The sequence below is a fragment of the Pseudooceanicola sp. NS-SX8 genome (genome assembly GCF_057380755.1).
Map to the genome: position 1 here is coordinate 4,660,847 of NZ_CM170819.1, position 14,984 is coordinate 4,675,830.

15 protein-coding genes are annotated in these 14,984 nt (G+C 68.4%); 9 read left to right on the forward strand and 6 right to left on the reverse strand.

The annotated features are described in order from the left end of the window. The first annotated feature begins 199 nt into the window (after positions 1–199). From gpmI to AC2IR1_RS21380, 3 genes are read left to right on the forward strand one after another with little or no spacing between them, the layout of a single operon-like run. Positions 200–1,723, forward strand: a complete 1,524-nt coding sequence (gpmI, locus tag AC2IR1_RS21370) for a 2,3-bisphosphoglycerate-independent phosphoglycerate mutase (RefSeq protein ID WP_486473994.1) — start codon at positions 200–202, stop codon at positions 1,721–1,723. Beyond that, on the forward strand, positions 1,720–2,898 hold the full coding sequence (locus AC2IR1_RS21375; RefSeq protein WP_486473995.1) for a murein hydrolase activator EnvC family protein: 1,179 nt from the start codon (positions 1,720–1,722) through the stop codon (positions 2,896–2,898). The genes gpmI and AC2IR1_RS21375 overlap by 4 nt, the downstream gene beginning before the upstream one ends. Then, on the forward strand, positions 2,898–4,298 hold the full coding sequence (locus tag AC2IR1_RS21380; protein ID WP_486476448.1) for a S41 family peptidase: 1,401 nt from the start codon (positions 2,898–2,900) through the stop codon (positions 4,296–4,298). The genes AC2IR1_RS21375 and AC2IR1_RS21380 overlap by 1 nt, the downstream gene beginning before the upstream one ends. A gap of 54 nt (positions 4,299–4,352) precedes the next feature. Here the strand turns inward: AC2IR1_RS21380 and AC2IR1_RS21385 are convergent, their stop codons facing one another. Further along, positions 4,353–5,303 (reverse strand): NAD(P)-dependent alcohol dehydrogenase, encoded by a 951-nt coding sequence (locus tag AC2IR1_RS21385; RefSeq protein ID WP_486473996.1) that lies wholly within the window; start codon positions 5,301–5,303, stop codon positions 4,353–4,355. A gap of 89 nt (positions 5,304–5,392) precedes the next feature. On the opposite strand from AC2IR1_RS21385, the gene AC2IR1_RS21390 reads away from it, so the two are divergent. Then, on the forward strand, positions 5,393–6,295 hold the full coding sequence (locus tag AC2IR1_RS21390) for a LysR family transcriptional regulator (RefSeq protein WP_486473997.1): 903 nt from the start codon (positions 5,393–5,395) through the stop codon (positions 6,293–6,295). On the opposite strand, the gene AC2IR1_RS21395 is transcribed toward AC2IR1_RS21390, so the two are convergent. Further along, on the reverse strand, positions 6,265–6,666 hold the full coding sequence (locus AC2IR1_RS21395; protein WP_486473998.1) for a VOC family protein: 402 nt from the start codon (positions 6,664–6,666) through the stop codon (positions 6,265–6,267). The genes AC2IR1_RS21390 and AC2IR1_RS21395 overlap by 31 nt on opposite strands. Positions 6,667–6,799: 133 nt before the next feature. Continuing rightward, entirely contained in the window at positions 6,800–8,026 is a 1,227-nt protein-coding gene (locus tag AC2IR1_RS21400) for an acyl-CoA dehydrogenase (protein WP_486473999.1), read from the reverse strand. A 111-nt stretch (positions 8,027–8,137) separates the two neighbouring features. On the opposite strand from AC2IR1_RS21400, the gene AC2IR1_RS21405 reads away from it, so the two are divergent. The 4 genes from AC2IR1_RS21405 to AC2IR1_RS21420 all read left to right on the forward strand — a co-directional run bounded on the left by AC2IR1_RS21405 (position 8,138) and on the right by AC2IR1_RS21420 (position 10,662). Next, positions 8,138–9,034: a LysR substrate-binding domain-containing protein gene (locus tag AC2IR1_RS21405; protein ID WP_486474000.1), complete on the forward strand. Its 897-nt coding sequence runs from the start codon at positions 8,138–8,140 to the stop codon at positions 9,032–9,034. 91 nt (positions 9,035–9,125) lie between these two features. After that, entirely contained in the window at positions 9,126–9,587 is a 462-nt protein-coding gene (locus AC2IR1_RS21410) for a GNAT family N-acetyltransferase (protein WP_486474001.1), read from the forward strand. 86 nt (positions 9,588–9,673) lie between these two features. Further along, on the forward strand, positions 9,674–10,168 hold the full coding sequence (locus tag AC2IR1_RS21415; protein ID WP_486476449.1) for an RNA pyrophosphohydrolase: 495 nt from the start codon (positions 9,674–9,676) through the stop codon (positions 10,166–10,168). Next, on the forward strand, positions 10,165–10,662 hold the full coding sequence (locus tag AC2IR1_RS21420) for a hypothetical protein (protein ID WP_486474002.1): 498 nt from the start codon (positions 10,165–10,167) through the stop codon (positions 10,660–10,662). The genes AC2IR1_RS21415 and AC2IR1_RS21420 overlap by 4 nt, the downstream gene beginning before the upstream one ends. A gap of 30 nt (positions 10,663–10,692) precedes the next feature. Here the strand turns inward: AC2IR1_RS21420 and hemC are convergent, their stop codons facing one another. Continuing rightward, the gene (gene hemC / locus AC2IR1_RS21425; RefSeq protein ID WP_486474003.1) at positions 10,693–11,640 is read right to left on the reverse strand and encodes a hydroxymethylbilane synthase; all 948 of its coding nucleotides are present in this window, start codon (positions 11,638–11,640) and stop codon (positions 10,693–10,695) included. Positions 11,641–11,805: 165 nt separating this feature from the next. On the opposite strand from hemC, the gene hemE reads away from it, so the two are divergent. Beyond that, positions 11,806–12,840: a uroporphyrinogen decarboxylase gene (hemE, locus tag AC2IR1_RS21430; RefSeq protein WP_486474004.1), complete on the forward strand. Its 1,035-nt coding sequence runs from the start codon at positions 11,806–11,808 to the stop codon at positions 12,838–12,840. Between the two features lie 55 nt (positions 12,841–12,895). Here the strand turns inward: hemE and AC2IR1_RS21435 are convergent, their stop codons facing one another. Together AC2IR1_RS21435 and hemF are read right to left on the reverse strand one after the other, a co-directional pair. Then, entirely contained in the window at positions 12,896–13,933 is a 1,038-nt protein-coding gene (locus AC2IR1_RS21435; protein WP_486474005.1) for a YihY/virulence factor BrkB family protein, read from the reverse strand. Positions 13,934–13,985: 52 nt separating this feature from the next. Then, on the reverse strand, positions 13,986–14,876 hold the full coding sequence (hemF, locus tag AC2IR1_RS21440) for an oxygen-dependent coproporphyrinogen oxidase (RefSeq protein ID WP_486474006.1): 891 nt from the start codon (positions 14,874–14,876) through the stop codon (positions 13,986–13,988). Positions 14,877–14,984: the final 108 nt, after the last annotated feature.

Below are 14,984 nucleotides of genomic sequence, written 5' to 3' on the forward strand. Positions count from 1 at the left end.
GTGATACGTCCAGCCGCGATCATTCCGTCGCATGTTCCTGCAACTGTTTGCGCCCCCGGGCGCGGGCCTGCAAATGTTTGCGCCCACAGAGGCGGGAAATCCGCCCGCCACGGGCAGCAGAGGTTTTCCCCTTCCGGCGAAGGGGCTAGAACGGCAGGCGAACCCTTCGTCCCACGCCCGACCCGGCAGGAGAACCCGCATGAGCAGCATCCCCAAACCCGTCGTCCTGTGCATCCTCGATGGCTGGGGCCTGCGCGAGGAGCGCGAGGCCAACGCCCCCGCGCTGGCCGATACGCCGACCTTCGACCGGATCATGGCGACCTGCCCCCATGCGACGCTGATCACCCATGGCCCCGATGTCGGCCTGCCCACCGGGCAGATGGGCAACTCGGAAGTCGGCCACACCAACATCGGCGCCGGCCGCGTGGTGGCGATGGACCTGGGCCAGATCGACCTGGCGATCGAGGACGGCTCGTTTGCAGACAACGGCCCGCTGAACGACATGATCGCCACGCTGAAGGACAGTGGCGGCACCGCGCATGTGATGGGGCTGGTGTCCGACGGCGGCGTGCACGGCTCGCTCACCCATATCATCGCGGCGGTGAAGATCATCGCGGGCGCGGGCGTGCCCGTCGCGCTCCACGCCGTGACCGACGGCCGCGACGTGGCCCCGCAATCCGCGCTCGGCTACCTCGAAACGCTCGAAGCGGCCCTGCCCGACAACGCGCGCATCGCCACCCTTTCCGGCCGCTACTACGCCATGGACCGCGACAACCGCTGGGAACGCGTCTCCAAGGCCTATTTCGCCATGATCTGCGGCAAGGGAGAGGCCACCGCCGCCTCTGCCAGGGAAGCCGTCGAACAAAGCTACGCGGCCGATACCGTCGATGAATTCGTCCTGCCCACCGTCATCGGCGACTACGCCGGGGTGAAGGATGGCGACGGCTTCTACTGCATGAACTTCCGCGCCGACCGCGCCCGTGAAATCCTGCGCGCCATCGGCGAACCGGATTTCGCCGACTTCGACACCGGCCCCCGGCCCGGGCTCGCAGCCCTGCTGGGCATGGTCGAATACTCGGTCGATCACAACGCCTACATGACCACCTGCTTCCCCAAGCGGAAGATCGTCAACACCCTGGGCGAATGGGTGGCCAAGCACCACAAGACCCAGTTCCGCCTGGCCGAGACCGAGAAATACCCCCATGTGACCTTCTTCCTCGATGGCGGGGTCGAGGCCACGAAGGAGGGCGAGGACCGCTTCATGCCCAAGTCGCCCAAGGTGGCGACCTATGACCTGCAGCCGGAAATGTCCTCCGAAGAGGTGACGGATCAGTTCGTCGCGGCCATCGAACATGGCTACGACCTGATCGTCACCAACTACGCCAACCCCGACATGGTGGGCCACACCGGCTCCATCCCCGCCGCCGTCGCCGCCTGCGAGGCGGTGGACCGCGGCCTGACCCGCGTCGTCGCGGCGCTGGAAAAGGCCGGCGGTGCGATGATCGTCACCGCCGATCACGGCAATTGCGAAACCATGGTCGACCCGGTTACCGGCGGCCCCCATACCGCCCATACCACCAATCTGGTCCCCGTGGCCCTGATCGGCGGCCCCGACGGGGCCGAGCTGCGCTCCGGACGGCTGGCCGACCTCGCCCCCACCCTGCTGGAGCTGATGGGCCTGGAAAAACCCGTCGAAATGACCGGCGAGAGCCTGATCAAGTGAGGCCCATCCCCGGCCCGATCTTTCTGGTCTTCCCGGTCTTTCTGGTCCTCCCGGTCCTCCTGGCATGCCTCGCCCTGGCCAGCCCGGCCCGGGCGACCAGCGATCCCGCCTCGCTCGCCCGGGCGGCAGCCGAGGGGCTGGAGGCCGCCCATGATCAGCTCGACCAGGCGGATGGCGCCTCTGACCGGGTGGCGGCGCTGACCGCCACGATCGAAGCCTATGAAAAGGGGCTTTCCGCGATGCGCGAAAGCCTGCGGGCGGCGGCCCTGCGCGAGGCCCGGATCGAGGCCGAATTCGACGCCCAGCGGGATGAGATCGCGGCCCTGCTCGGCACGCTGCAGGCGATGTCGCTGGAACCCGCGCCGGTGCTGATGCTGCACCCCGACGGGCCGATCGGCACCGCCCGCGCCGGCATGCTCATGGCCGAAGCGACCCCCGCCCTGACGGAAAAGGCCGCCGACCTGCGCCAGCGCCTGGAAGAGGCACGCGAACTGCACGCGCTGCAGCTCGCCGCGGCCGACCAGCTGTCGGAGGCCCTGACCGGCGTGCAGCAGGCGCGCACCGCGCTCAGCCAGGCGGTGGCCGAACGTACCGACCTGCCCCGCCGCTTCACCGCCGACCCGATGAAGACCCAGCTGCTGCTGGCCACCACCGAAACCCTGCGCGCCTTTGCCGAAGGGCTGGCCCAGATCACCGAGGGGGGCGAAACGCCCGACAGCGGCAATATCGCCGACCTGAAGGGGCAGTTGCCCCTGCCTGTCGCCGGCACCGTGCTGCGCCGCGCGGGCGAGGCGGATGCCGCCGGGATCACCCGCCCCGGCATTGTCCTGGCCACCCGCCCCCGCGCCCTTGTCACCACCCCGGTGCCTGCGACAATCCGCTACCTCGGGCCGCTGCTGGACTACGGAAACGTGATGGTCCTTGAGCCGCAATCCGGTTTACTCTTTGTTCTCGCCGGGCTGGATATCGTCTACGGGAAGATCGGCGAGGTGCTGCCCAGCGGTGCTCCGCTGGGCCTCATGGGTGGCGAAGACCCGGCACCCGGCGCAATTCTCGCCCAATCCCGGGACGGCTCTGGAAAAGATCGCTCGGAAACGCTTTACATCGAAGTGCGGCAGGGGAACGAACCCCAGGACCCGCTCACCTGGTTCAAGGTCACGAAGGACACGCAATGATGAAGAAATTCGCCATGGCGGCGATCAGCGGCATGACCGTGGCGGTGATCGCCACGACGCAGATCGCCCCCCCTCTGCTGGCACAGGAGGCGGACGAAAACGCTGTCTACGAACAGCTCGACCTCTTCGGCGACGTCTTCGAGCGGATCCGCAGCCAATACGTGGAAGAAGTCGACCCCAAGGACCTGGTCGAAGCGGCCATCGACGGCATGCTGTCCTCCCTCGACCCCCACAGCTCCTACCACCCGCCCGAAGAGGCAGAGGACCTGCGGGTGCAGACGCGCGGTGAATTCGGCGGTCTCGGCATCGAGGTGACCCAGGAAGAGGGTTTCGTGAAGGTCGTCACGCCCATGGATGACACCCCCGCCGCCGAGGCCGGCATCGAGGCCGGCGATTACATCACCCACGTGGATGGCCAGTCCGTGCTCGGCCTGACCCTGGATGACGCGGTGGAAATGATGCGTGGTCCCGTCGGGTCCGAAATCACCATCACCGTGGTCCGCGAGGGCGAGGCAGAGCCCTTCGACGTGACCATCGTCCGCGACACGATCAAGCTGACCGCCGTGCGTGGGCGGACCGAAAGCAACAGCGTCGTCCTGCGGATCTCGGCCTTCAACCGCCAGACCTATCCGAACCTCGTCGACAGCCTCCAGGAGGAGGTCGAAAAGGCCGGCGGCATCGACAACATCAACGGCGTCGTGCTGGACCTGCGCAACAACCCCGGCGGCCTGCTGGATCAGGCGATCCGGGTCTCCGACGCCTTCCTCGAAAAGGGCGAAATCGTCTCCACCCGCGGCCGCAACGCCGGGGATGGCGAACGTTTCAACGCCGAACCGGGTGACCTGATCGAAGGCAAGCCGATCGTCGTTCTGGTCAACGGCGGCTCCGCCTCGGCCTCCGAAATCGTCGCGGGCGCCCTGCAGGACCACCGCCGCGCCATCGTCGTGGGCACCAAGTCCTTCGGCAAGGGTTCGGTCCAGACGGTCATGCCCCTGCGCGGGGACGGCTCCATCCGCCTGACCACGGCGCGCTACTACACGCCCTCGGGCCGGTCGATCCAGAACCTCGGCATCTCGCCCGACATCGTCGTGCACCAGCCGCGCGTCGATCCCAATGCCTCCGAAGAGGAAGAGCCCGCCGATACCCCCCGCCGCTCCGAAGCGGACCTGCGCGGGACGCTGGACAACGACTCCCTCTCCGAAGACGAGATCCGCCAGATCGAGGCGGAACGCGCCAAGGCCGAAGAAGCGGCCAAGCTTCGGGACGAGGATTACCAGCTGGCCTATGCGGTCGACCTGCTGCGCGGGCTCTCCGCCCTGGGTCCGCAGTACCGGGCAGAGGCAACCGCCGCCACGACCGAGGCAACTCCGGCCCAGCAGGCGGCCCCCGCCGACCAGTAAGGCCCCCGGCCTGCGAACAGACAGACCCCGCGCGGCCCTGCCGCGCGGGGTTTCTCATGTCATCCGCAGGATCACCGTGCCCGTCTTGTGGCGCCCCTCGACAAGGGCATGGGCCGCCCGGGCCTCCTCCATCGGGAAGACCTGCCCGACCTGCGGCTGCAACAGCCCCTCGGCCCGCATCGCCAGCAGGGCCCGCAGATCCTCTGCCCGGTCGCCGCTGATCGCCAATTTCAGCTTTCGGCGGCGCAGGCAGTTCAACAGGGCCGCCCCCATTTCCCGCAGGCCGAAGTTCAGCGGCACGAAGACCCCGCCGGGGCGCAGAAGCCGCCGGGCCTGCCGCGGGCTCAGGCTGCCGAAACTGTCCAGCACCACGTCGAACACCGGGCCAAGCGCCGCGTCATCCGCCGTGTAATCCACCGCCTCCGCCCCCAGTGCCCGCAAACGGGCCTGGCTGCCCGGTCCGCCCGTGGCTGTGACCCGCGCGCCAAGGGCCTGCGCGATCTGCACCGCCATGGCGCCGACCTCCCCCGTGCCGCCCGCGATCAGCACCCGCTGTCCCGGCCGCACCGCCGCCACGTCCCGCAGGAAGACCAGCGCCGAAAGCCCGCCAAAGGGCAGTGCGGCGCCTTCCTCGGCGCTCATGTCGGCGGGGCGTTCCACGACGCAGGCGCCCTGCGCCACGGCAAGCAGCTCCGCATGGGCGCCGCCCGGCGCAAAGCCCAGCACCGGTGTCCCCTGCGGCAGCGCGCCACCTGCCGTTTCCACCTGCCCGGCAAAGGCATGCCCCAGCACCGCGTTGCGCGGCCGCCGGACGCCGAACATCAACCGCCCCACGACCCCCAGAATGCCGGGAAAGGCCGCCGCCCGCAGACGCCAGTCCGCGGATGTCACCGCGGCGGCCTCCACCCGGATCAGCATCCCTCCCGCGGCGGGTTCGGGCCGGGGGATATCGCTCAGCCGCAAAACCTCGGGCCCGCCGTAAATCTCTTGAACAATCGCTTTCATGTCACGCTCCATCGCTGCTGTGACCGATCTAGGCTGCCCCACGGATCAATGAAATTGACTGAATATGCAGACCTCCCATACAAATACGCATGGATGATCCCCGCGACAGCTTCGACTGGACCCGTGCCCGCGCCTTTCTGGCCACGGCGGAAACCGGCTCTCTCTCCGCCGCCGCGCGGGCGCTTGGCCTGACCCAGCCCACCCTTGGCCGCCAGGTCGCCGCGCTGGAGGCAGAGCTGGACCTGGCGCTCTTCGACCGCTCCGGGCGGGGGCTGACCCTGACCCCGGCGGGGCGTGCCCTGCTGCCCCGGGCGCAGGCCATGGCCGATGCCGCGCTCGCCTTTTCGCGCACCGCCGCCGGCCTCTCCGACCGGATCGAAGGCCGCGTCACCATCACCGCCTCCGAATTCTACGCCGCCTTCCGCCTGCCCGCGATCATCGCGGAACTGCAGGCCACGCACCCCGGGATCGAGGTCGAACTGCGGGCCTCCAACGACATCACCGACCTCGCCCGGCGGGAGGCTGACATCGCGATTCGCAACGCCCGCCCCGAAGATCCGGAGCTGACAGGCCGGCGCCTTCCCGACGATCAGGGGTATTTCTACGGCACCCGCGCCTGTCTCGACGCGCTTGGCCCCGTGGAAAGCCCGGCCGACCTGGCCCGCGCCCGCTTCTTCGCCTGGGACCGGTCGGAGGTGATGGCGGATCTGCTGCGCGGCATGGGCGTACCCGTGACCCGGGAAAACTTCCCCGTCACCACCGGCGATCACCTCGTGCAATGGCAGATGGCCCTGGCCGGGCTGGGCTTCGGCGCCTTTCCCCTGCGCGAAGGCGATGCGCAGCTCCTGCGCGCGCCGCATCTTGGCCCCATCCCCTTTCCCGTCTGGCTGGTGGCGCACCGCGACCTGGCCCATTCGAAACGGCTGCGCCTGGTCTGGGACCTGCTGGCGCGCCGCCTGCCTCAGCTCGCCTCCTCCGCGGCAGGCACGTGACAGGCCACGCAGACCTTGTTGCCATCCAGGTCCCGGAAATAGCAGCCGTAGTAATTCGGATGATAGCGCGGTCGCAGATCCGGCCCGCCCTCGTCCCTGGCCCCTGCCGCCACGGCCATGGCGTGGCAATCGCGCACCGCCTGCCGGTCCGGCGCCAGAAAGGCCACCATCGGCCCGTTACCCGGATCCGGCTCGCCCTCGTAGGGACGCGTCAGGAAGAACAGCGGCCGCTCCTTGCCGGGCTCGCGAAAGGCCGCCTCCTCGCCCGCCCGCAGCCAGGTCTCGGCAAAGCCCAGGCGTTCCATGATCGGCAGGTAGAACCCGCGCGCACGGTCGAAATCGGAAACGGCGATGGTGACATGGCTGATCATCCCCCTACCTTGCCACAGCCCGGCCAAAAGAAAAGAGCGGCCCCGCAAGGCCGCCCTTCATTCCATTCGATGGCTGAAAATACTCCGGGGGAGTCTCCGAAGGAGACGGGGGCAGAGCCCCCTCACGATCGGATCAGAAGAACGCCTGAAGCCCGGTCTGCGCGCGGCCCAGGATCAGGGCGTGCACGTCATGGGTGCCTTCATAGGTGTTGACCGTTTCCAGGTTCTGTGCGTGGCGCATCACCTGGAATTCGATCTGGATGCCATTGCCGCCGTGCATGTCTCGCGCCATCCGCGCGATATCCAGCGCCTTGCCGCAGTTGTTGCGCTTGATGATCGACACCATCTCGGGCGCGGCCCTAGCCTTGTCGAACAGCCGCCCGACCCGCAGCGCGGCCTGGGTGCCCAGGGTGATCTCGGTCTGCATGTCCGCCAGCTTCTTCTGGTAAAGCTGCATGCCGGCCAGCGGCTTGCCGAACTGCTTGCGGTCCATGCCGTAGCGCTGCGCGCGGAACCAGCAGTCCTCGGCCGCGCCCATCACGCCCCAGGCAATGCCGTAGCGCGCCCGGTTCAGACAACCGAAGGGCCCCTTCAGGCCGGACACATGCGGCAGCAGGGCATCTTCGCCCACTTCCACGTCGTCCATCACGATCTCGCCCGTGATCGAGGCCCGCAGGGACAGCTTGCCCCCCACCTTCGGCGCGCTCAGCCCCTTCATGCCCTTTTCCAGCACGAACCCGCGGATCGCACCGTCATGCGCCTCCGACTTGGCCCAGACCACGAAGACATCCGCGATCGGCGCGTTGGAGATCCACATCTTCGACCCCACCAGGCGATAGCCGCCCTCGGTCTTGTAGGCCCGCGTCTTCATGCCCGCCGGGTCGGACCCGGCATCGGGCTCGGTCAGGCCGAAGCAACCGATGAACTCGCCCGAGGCCAGCTTGGGCAGGTACTTCATCCGCTGCTCTTCGCTGCCGTAGGCATAGATCGGGTACATCACCAGCGAGGACTGGACCGAGGCCATCGACCGGTACCCAGAATCGACCCGCTCGATTTCCCGCGCGACGAGCCCGTAGGAGACATAGCCCGCGCCAATGCCGCCGTACTCTTCGGGCACGGTCACGCCCAGCAGGCCCATCTCGCCCATCTCGCGGAAGATCTCGGGCTCCACGCCCTCTTCCATGTACATGCGCTCCACCCGCGGGGCGAGCTTCTCCTGCGCGAAGGCATGGGCGGTGTCGCGCACCATGCGTTCCTCTTCCTCCAGCTGGTCATCCAGCAGGAAGGGATCTTCCCAGTTGAAGCTCGACATGTTCGGGCGATCCTTGTCCTTGATCACCGGGCGGCTGGGGGTATCCATCGGTCTCTCCTCGCAGGGCTGTCCTTTGGGCGCAGAATAAATCATGGACCTCCCCTCGGCTAACGCCTAATTCTGGCAAAGCTATGAGTTTACCGAATAGGCCGTTCCGACATGCGTAAACCCTACATACCTTCCGTGGGGGAGCTTGAAGCCTTTTGCGCATGCGCCCGCGTGGGCACCACCACCGGCGCGGCGCGCGAACTGGGGCTGACGCAATCCGCCGTCTCCCGCTCCATCGCCGCGCTGGAGGATCGCCTGGGCGTCGCCCTGTTCACCCGCGCCCGTCAACGGCTGGCCCTGTCGGACGCCGGCCGGTCCTTCCGGGTGGAGGCAGAGGCCCTGCTGGCCCGGCTCGACGCCGCCGCGACCTCGGTCATGGCCTTCGGCGGGCAGGAGGCGGTGCTGCGCATCTCCGTCCTGCCCAGCTTCGGCCGGTCCTGGCTGATCCCCCGGCTCGCGGCCTTCCGCGCCACCATGCCGGGGATGAGCTTCGACGTCGCCGCACGTCTCGCCCCCGTCAGCTTCGACACCGATCCCTTCGACCTGGCGATCCAGCGTTCGGCCAACCGCCGCTCCGGCGCCAATCACCTGCACCTGCTGGATGAAAGCCTGGTGGCGGTGGCCGCCCCTTCGCTCGCCCGATCAGTGCCGCTCTCGGACGAGGCGCTGCTGGCCCTGCCGCTGCTGCAGCAATCGACCCGCCCGACGCTCTGGCCCGACTGGTTCCGCGAAGCGGGCGTCGATCCCCGCCGGGCCCTGCGCGGCGCGCGCTTCGATCACTTCGACATGGTGGTGGATGCGGCGGCGGGCGGGCTCGGCGTGGGCCTCGTGCCAGAGGTCATCGCCGAACGTGCCCTCGCCGAGGGTCGCCTGGTCGAGGCCTCGGCCCGGCGGATGGAAACCGGCGATGCCTACACGCTGGTCTACCCCGACCGGTCGGAAGCCCTGCCCGGCTTCGCCCGCTTCCGCGACTGGCTGGCGGCGGAGCTTGCGGGGATCTGGGCGTGAAGGGTAGGGCCCTTCGGGGCCCTTGCCTCCGGCGGGGATATTTGGGGCCAAAAAATAACAGGGGCGCGGCGCGTCCCGGAAAGGACGGACCATGCGGATAAGGGAGGCGGTGAGCGCCGATGCGGAGGCCCTCAGCCAGGTGCTGGAAGAACTGCGCGCGGCGGGCAAGCGGAAGAAGGCGGGCGATCCGGCCTTCGTGCTGTCGCATTACATCGAGGGGCCGGGGCAGGTCCGCTGCTCCGTGGCAGAGGATGCGGACGGGCGTCTGCTGGGGCTTCAGTCGCTGAAACGCGCCTGGGCGGGCAATCCCTATGACACGCCCGTGGGCTGGGGCATCATCGGCACCCATATCCGCCCCTCCGCCGCCCGTCGCGGGCTGGGCCGCGCGCTCTTCGCCTCCAGCCTGGAGGCCGCGCAGCAGGCCGGGCTGGCGAAGATCGAGGCCGCCATCGGCGCCACCAATGCCGAAGGTCTGGGCTACTACCACGCCATGGGTTTCGAGACCTACGCCGAGGAACCGGGCCTGGTCCGGAAGTGCTTCACCCTCGGCTGAGGCCCCGGATGGACTTCGCCGCCCTGCGGCGTAGGATGCGCCTCGACAGACCCAATTGCCGACAGGAAGATGACATGTCCAAGGACCTGACCGCCGAAGAGAAAGCCGCCCTGCCCTACCGCCCCTGCGCCGGCGTCATGCTGGTCAATGCCGAGGGCCTGGTCTTCACCGGTCGGCGCAACGACATGAAACCGGGCGAGGCCCCCGCCTGGCAGATGCCCCAGGGCGGGATCGACGGCGAGGAAACCGCCGAGGAGGCCGCCCTGCGCGAGCTCTGGGAAGAAACCGGCGTGACCGCCGACAAGGTCACCCTGGAAGCGGTGACCGACGAATGGATCCTCTACGATCTGCCCGAAGACCTGGTGGGCCGCATCTGGGGCGGCAAGTACCGCGGGCAAAAGCAGAAATGGGCGCTGATGCGCTTTCACGGGTCCGATGGGGACATCAACATCGAAACCGACCACCCCGAGTTCGTGGAGTGGAAATGGATGCCCGCCGATCAGCTGGTCGCCAACATCGTGCCCTTCAAGCGCGCCGTCTACGCCCGCGTACTGGAACTTTTCGCGGACCGTCTGGCGTGACCTCCCGCGCCACCCGTTGCGGCACGGCCCTGATGCTCTGCGCCCTGCTGCCCGCGGGCCAGGCCCGGGCGCTCAGCTGCATGGCGCCCGACCCGGTGCAAAGCTACCTGCAGGTGGCGCAGGCCCAGGACAGCTACGAGATCCTTCTGGGCAATTTCACCTTCCTGCCGGATGGCGACAGCGGCGACGCGACCTCGGGCCCTGCCACCGCCGAGCCGGAAACCACCGCGCTGTTCCAGGGTCAGCTGCTGGGGCCGCAGGGGTTCGATCAGGACATCTCCCGCCAGATCCGGGTGACCCGCGACTGCCTGGCCCAGTGGTGCGCACGATTGCCCGAAGACGGGCACGGCCTGGCCTTCGTCAGGAAGACCGACACGGGCGACCTGCTGGCGCTTGGCCCCTGTGGCGGGCAGTACTTCCCCGATCCGCCCCCCGGCCAACACGACCAGGTCGCGGCCTGCCACGTCGATCAGGTCTGCACAGTGCCAGACTGAACCGTGCCGGACTGAGGAAGCTGCGGCGCCTCAGCTCTTGAAATCGAAGAACTTCGGCCCGGCCTGGTCCAGCAGGACCTCGGCCATGTCGCGGCCCAGATCGGCCCCGTCTTCCACCGGCGCGCGACGATCTTCTGACAGCGCCTCCGAACCGTCGGGGCGCAGAATCTCTCCGCGCAGGCGGATCATCCCGTCCGAGACCTCGGCCAGACCTGCGATCGGGGTCTCGCAAGACCCGTCGAGCCGGGCGAGGAAGGCACGTTCCGCCGCCAGCTGAACGGCCGTCGGCGCATCGTGGATCGGCTCCAGCAGGGCGGCGGTGGCGGTGTCGTCGCTGCGCCGTTCGACACCGATGGCCCCCTGGGCCACGGCGGGCAGCATCTCGTCGGGGGCGATCGCCGTGGCGGGCACATCCGGCATCGCCAGCCGGTTCAGCCCGGCCATTGCCAGGAAGGTCGCCTCGGCCACCTCGTCCCCCAGCTTGCGCAGCCGAGTCTGCACGTTGCCGCGGAACTCCACCACCTGCAGGTCGGGCCGCCGCACCAGCAGCTGCGCGCGGCGGCGCAGGCTGGAGGTGCCGACAACCGCGCCCTCGGGCAGATCCGCCAGCGCGCCGTGTTTCAGCGACACGAAGGCATCGCGCACGTCCTCGCGCGGCAGGTAGCAGTCGAGGATCAGCCCCTCGGGCTGCTCCACCGGCATGTCCTTCATCGAATGCACCGCGATGTCGATGGTCCCGTCCAGCAGCGCCAGCTCGATCTCGCGGGTGAAGAGGCCCTTGCCCCCCACCTCGCGCAGCGCCTTGTCCTGGATCCGGTCCCCAGCGACCGAAATCACCACCACCTCGAAGGCGTCGAGCGGCAGGTCGAAGGCCGCCGCGATGCGATCACGGGTCTCATGCGCCTGGGCCAGGGCCAGGGGCGAACCACGGGTGCCGATCTTCAGGGGCTTGGCGGGGGTGGGAAGTGCATGCGTCATGCGCCTTGGTTACGCGGGGGCGCGCGGGCTGGCAAGCGTGGCAGTTTGGCGCTGCGCGCCAATGCCTCCGGCGGGAGTATTTCCAGCCATCGAATGGACAAAGGGCCGCGCTTGACTTTCGCGCCCCGGACCGCGACCAGAGGTCGGACGAACGGAGGACAGAAAATGGCCGAAAAGACGATCCTGCGCGCGCTGAAGGGCGAAGTGCTGCCCACCCCGCCGATCTGGATGATGCGGCAGGCCGGGCGCTACCTGCCGGAATACCGCGCCACCCGCGCCCAGGCCGGGGATTTCCTGTCGCTGTGCTACAACCCCGAGCTCGCCGCCGAAGTGACGCTGCAGCCGATCCGCCGCTACGGCTTCGACGCGGCGATCCTCTTTGCCGACATCCTGCTGCTGCCCCAGGCGCTTGGCGCCGACCTGTGGTTCGTCACCGGCGAGGGGCCCCGCCTGTCGACCATCACGACCCAGGCCGAGTTCGACGCGCTGAAACCGGCGGATGCGGTGCATGACAAGCTGGCGCCGATCTATGAAACGGTGAAGATCCTGTCGCGAGAGCTGCCCTCCGAGACCACGCTGATCGGCTTCGCAGGCGCGCCCTGGACCGTCGCCACCTACATGATCGCCGGGCGCGGCACCAAGGACCAGGGCCCTGCCCATGCGCTCAAGGCCGAGAACCGCGCGCTCTTCGAAGCGATCCTCGACCGGCTGACCGAAGGCACCATCGAATATCTTTCGAAACAGATCGACGCGGGCGCCGAGGTGGTGAAGCTCTTCGACAGCTGGGCCGGGTCCCTGAAGGGCGAAGATTTCGACCGCTATGCCCTGGCCCCCGCGAAACGCATCATCGCGGAGCTGAAGGCGCGCCATCCGGGCATCCCCGTCATCGCCTTCCCGCGTGAGGCAGGTGAGAAATACGTGGGCTTCGCCCGCGCCACCGGCGCCGATTGCGTCGCGCTGGACAACTCCGTCGCGCCCGAATGGGCGGCCGCCAACGTACAGGTCGACGGCTGCGTGCAGGGCAACCTGGCCTCTTCGCACATGGTCACCGGCGGCGATGCCCTGGTGGAAGAGACGAGGAAGATCGTGAAGGCCTTCTCAAAGGGGCCGCATATCTTCAACCTCGGCCATGGCATCACCCCGGATGCCGATCCCGAAAACGTCGCGCTGATGATCGAGACGGTGCGCGCGGGCGCCTGATCCGGCCCCGTCGATAAGGCCCGGCCTTCTGGCCCCGTCGTTCAGGCCCCGTCGTTCAGGCCTCTCGCTGCCGGGGGTCATGCTCTGGCACCGAAAGCTCTTCCGGCTCCGTCCCGGCGGGTCCGGCGACCTCGTGCACGGGGCCTTCCTCCACCAGCTGCGCCTCCTGCGGGCCATCCTCCACCGCGCCGCCATCGGCCTCGCGCCCGGTCAGGATCGTGTCCGCCTCCGCCCGCTGCGGCGCGGGGTCGGGCTTTGCCTCCTCCGCCGCCTGCGCACGGTCGATCTGCACGTTCAGCGATGCCCCCAGCAGGACGACGAAGGCCGACACGTAAAGCCAGAACAGCAGCGCCATGGCCGCGCCGAGAGATCCGTAGACCTCGTTGTAATTGGCGAAATTGGTGAAGTAGAGCGACAGCCCGTAAGAGGCCGCCATCCACAGCACCACGCTCAGCAGGGCACCCGGGGTGGCCCAGGACATCCGCTCGCCGCGGTTGTTCGGCCCGAACCGATAGAGCAGCGAGAGCCCCACCATGACCGCCCCGACCGCCACCAGAAGCCGCAGCGCCTCTGCCGCGAAGGAGGCGACAGGACCCAGCGGCACCAGCGTCAGCACAATGGGCATGACCACGACGGAGCCGAGCGCAACGATACCCACGCCCAAAAGCGCCACCGTCAGCACCAGTGCAATCAGGTAGTGGCGCAGTGATCCGCGATTTTCCTGTCCGTGGATGGTGTTCAGGCCCAGGATCATCGCCGCCACGCCCGAACGCGACGACCAGATCGCCACGGCAAGGGACACCACCCCGGCCCAGCCCAGCGTCGACCCGGAGGAGGCGGAGATCTTGTAGACCTGCGCCGCGACCAGCGAATAGACTTCGTCAGGGATGATGCCGCGCAGCATCTTCAGCTCTTCCATCACCACCGACGGGTCCGAGATGATACCCCAGAGCGCGATCAGCGCCGCGATGCCCGGGAAGAGCGCTAGCATGGCGTAGAAGGCGACCCCCGCGGCGACCAGCGCCATGTTGATCTCTCCGATCTGGCGGAAGATCCCCGCCAGCACCCGCCATGTCATCCTGATGTACTTCATCGCGGCCCCCGCCTCTCTCTCCCCTGCGACAGGGATGTAGCGCGCCCGCGCCTCAGACCCACTTTGCCAGCGGCGGCAGGGACATCAACACGGCATTGGCGTCATGGCCCGTCTCCAGCCCGAATTTCGTCCCCCGGTCGTAAACGAGGTTATATTCGGCATAGAGCCCGCGATGGATCAGCTGCGCCTCCTTGTCGGCCGCGTCCCAGGGCTGGGCGCGCCGCTTGTCGGCCAGCGGCAGGAAGGCGGGCAGGAAGGCCTGGCCCACGTCGCGGATGAAGGCGAAATCGGCCTCCCAGTCGCCCGAGTTGTGATCGTCAAGGAAGATGCCCCCCACGCCCCGCGCCCGGTGCCGGTGGGGGATGTAGAAATACTCGTCCGCCCAGGCCTTGAAGCGCGGATAGAACGCCGCGTCGTGCCGGTCGCAATGCGCCTTCTGGACGGCGTGGAAATGCGCCGTGTCCTCGGCATATTCGATGCAGGGGTTCAGGTCGGACCCGCCGCCGAACCACCAGCCATGCGGCGTCCAGAACATGCGGGTGTTCATGTGCACCGCCGGGGCATGGGGGTTCTGCATATGGGCGACAAGGCTGATGCCAGAAGCCCAGAACCGCGGATCCTCGGCCATGCCCGGCAGGCCCTTGCGCGCCGCCATGGCGGCCTGCGCCCGCTCGCCAAGCTCGCCGTAGACGGTGGAGATGTTCACGCCGACCTTCTCAAAGACCCGGCCGCCGCGCATGACGGACATCAGGCCGCCACCCGCGTCACTGCCATCCGCACTGGCGCGCGTCGTCTCGGTCACCTCGAACCGGCCCGCGGGCTGATCCGACAGCGGGCCTTCGACCTGCGCGTCCTCCAGCCCCTCGAAGGCGGCCACGATCCGGTCCCGCAGCTCCCGGAACCAGGCACTCGCCCGCGCCCTTTCCTGCTCCATCTCCGCCATGACCGCTCCTTTCGTCCTTCGTCCCCGCTTCCCTAGCAGCCCGCGCGCCGGGGCAGAAGGGGGTGCCGCCCTTCCTCCATTCGACGGCCACAAATACTCCAATGCCAC

What these genes read in the sequence shown, in the direction of transcription:
- AC2IR1_RS21385 (WP_486473996.1), bottom strand. Translation starts at nt 5,303, where the DNA reads ATGAAAGCGATTGTTCAAGAGATTTACGGCGGGCCCGAGGTTTTGCGG.
- AC2IR1_RS21410 (WP_486474001.1), top strand. Translation starts at nt 9,126, where the DNA reads ATGCGGATAAGGGAGGCGGTGAGCGCCGATGCGGAGGCCCTCAGCCAG.
- AC2IR1_RS21390 (WP_486473997.1), top strand. Translation starts at nt 5,393, where the DNA reads ATGGATGATCCCCGCGACAGCTTCGACTGGACCCGTGCCCGCGCCTTT.
- hemF (WP_486474006.1), bottom strand. Translation starts at nt 14,876, where the DNA reads ATGGCGGAGATGGAGCAGGAAAGGGCGCGGGCGAGTGCCTGGTTCCGG.
- hemC (WP_486474003.1), bottom strand. Translation starts at nt 11,640, where the DNA reads ATGACGCATGCACTTCCCACCCCCGCCAAGCCCCTGAAGATCGGCACC.
- AC2IR1_RS21380 (WP_486476448.1), top strand. Translation starts at nt 2,898, where the DNA reads ATGAAGAAATTCGCCATGGCGGCGATCAGCGGCATGACCGTGGCGGTG.
- gpmI (WP_486473994.1), top strand. Translation starts at nt 200, where the DNA reads ATGAGCAGCATCCCCAAACCCGTCGTCCTGTGCATCCTCGATGGCTGG.
- AC2IR1_RS21400 (WP_486473999.1), bottom strand. Translation starts at nt 8,026, where the DNA reads ATGGATACCCCCAGCCGCCCGGTGATCAAGGACAAGGATCGCCCGAAC.
- AC2IR1_RS21435 (WP_486474005.1), bottom strand. Translation starts at nt 13,933, where the DNA reads ATGAAGTACATCAGGATGACATGGCGGGTGCTGGCGGGGATCTTCCGC.
- AC2IR1_RS21395 (WP_486473998.1), bottom strand. Translation starts at nt 6,666, where the DNA reads ATGATCAGCCATGTCACCATCGCCGTTTCCGATTTCGACCGTGCGCGC.
- AC2IR1_RS21405 (WP_486474000.1), top strand. Translation starts at nt 8,138, where the DNA reads ATGCGTAAACCCTACATACCTTCCGTGGGGGAGCTTGAAGCCTTTTGC.
- hemE (WP_486474004.1), top strand. Translation starts at nt 11,806, where the DNA reads ATGGCCGAAAAGACGATCCTGCGCGCGCTGAAGGGCGAAGTGCTGCCC.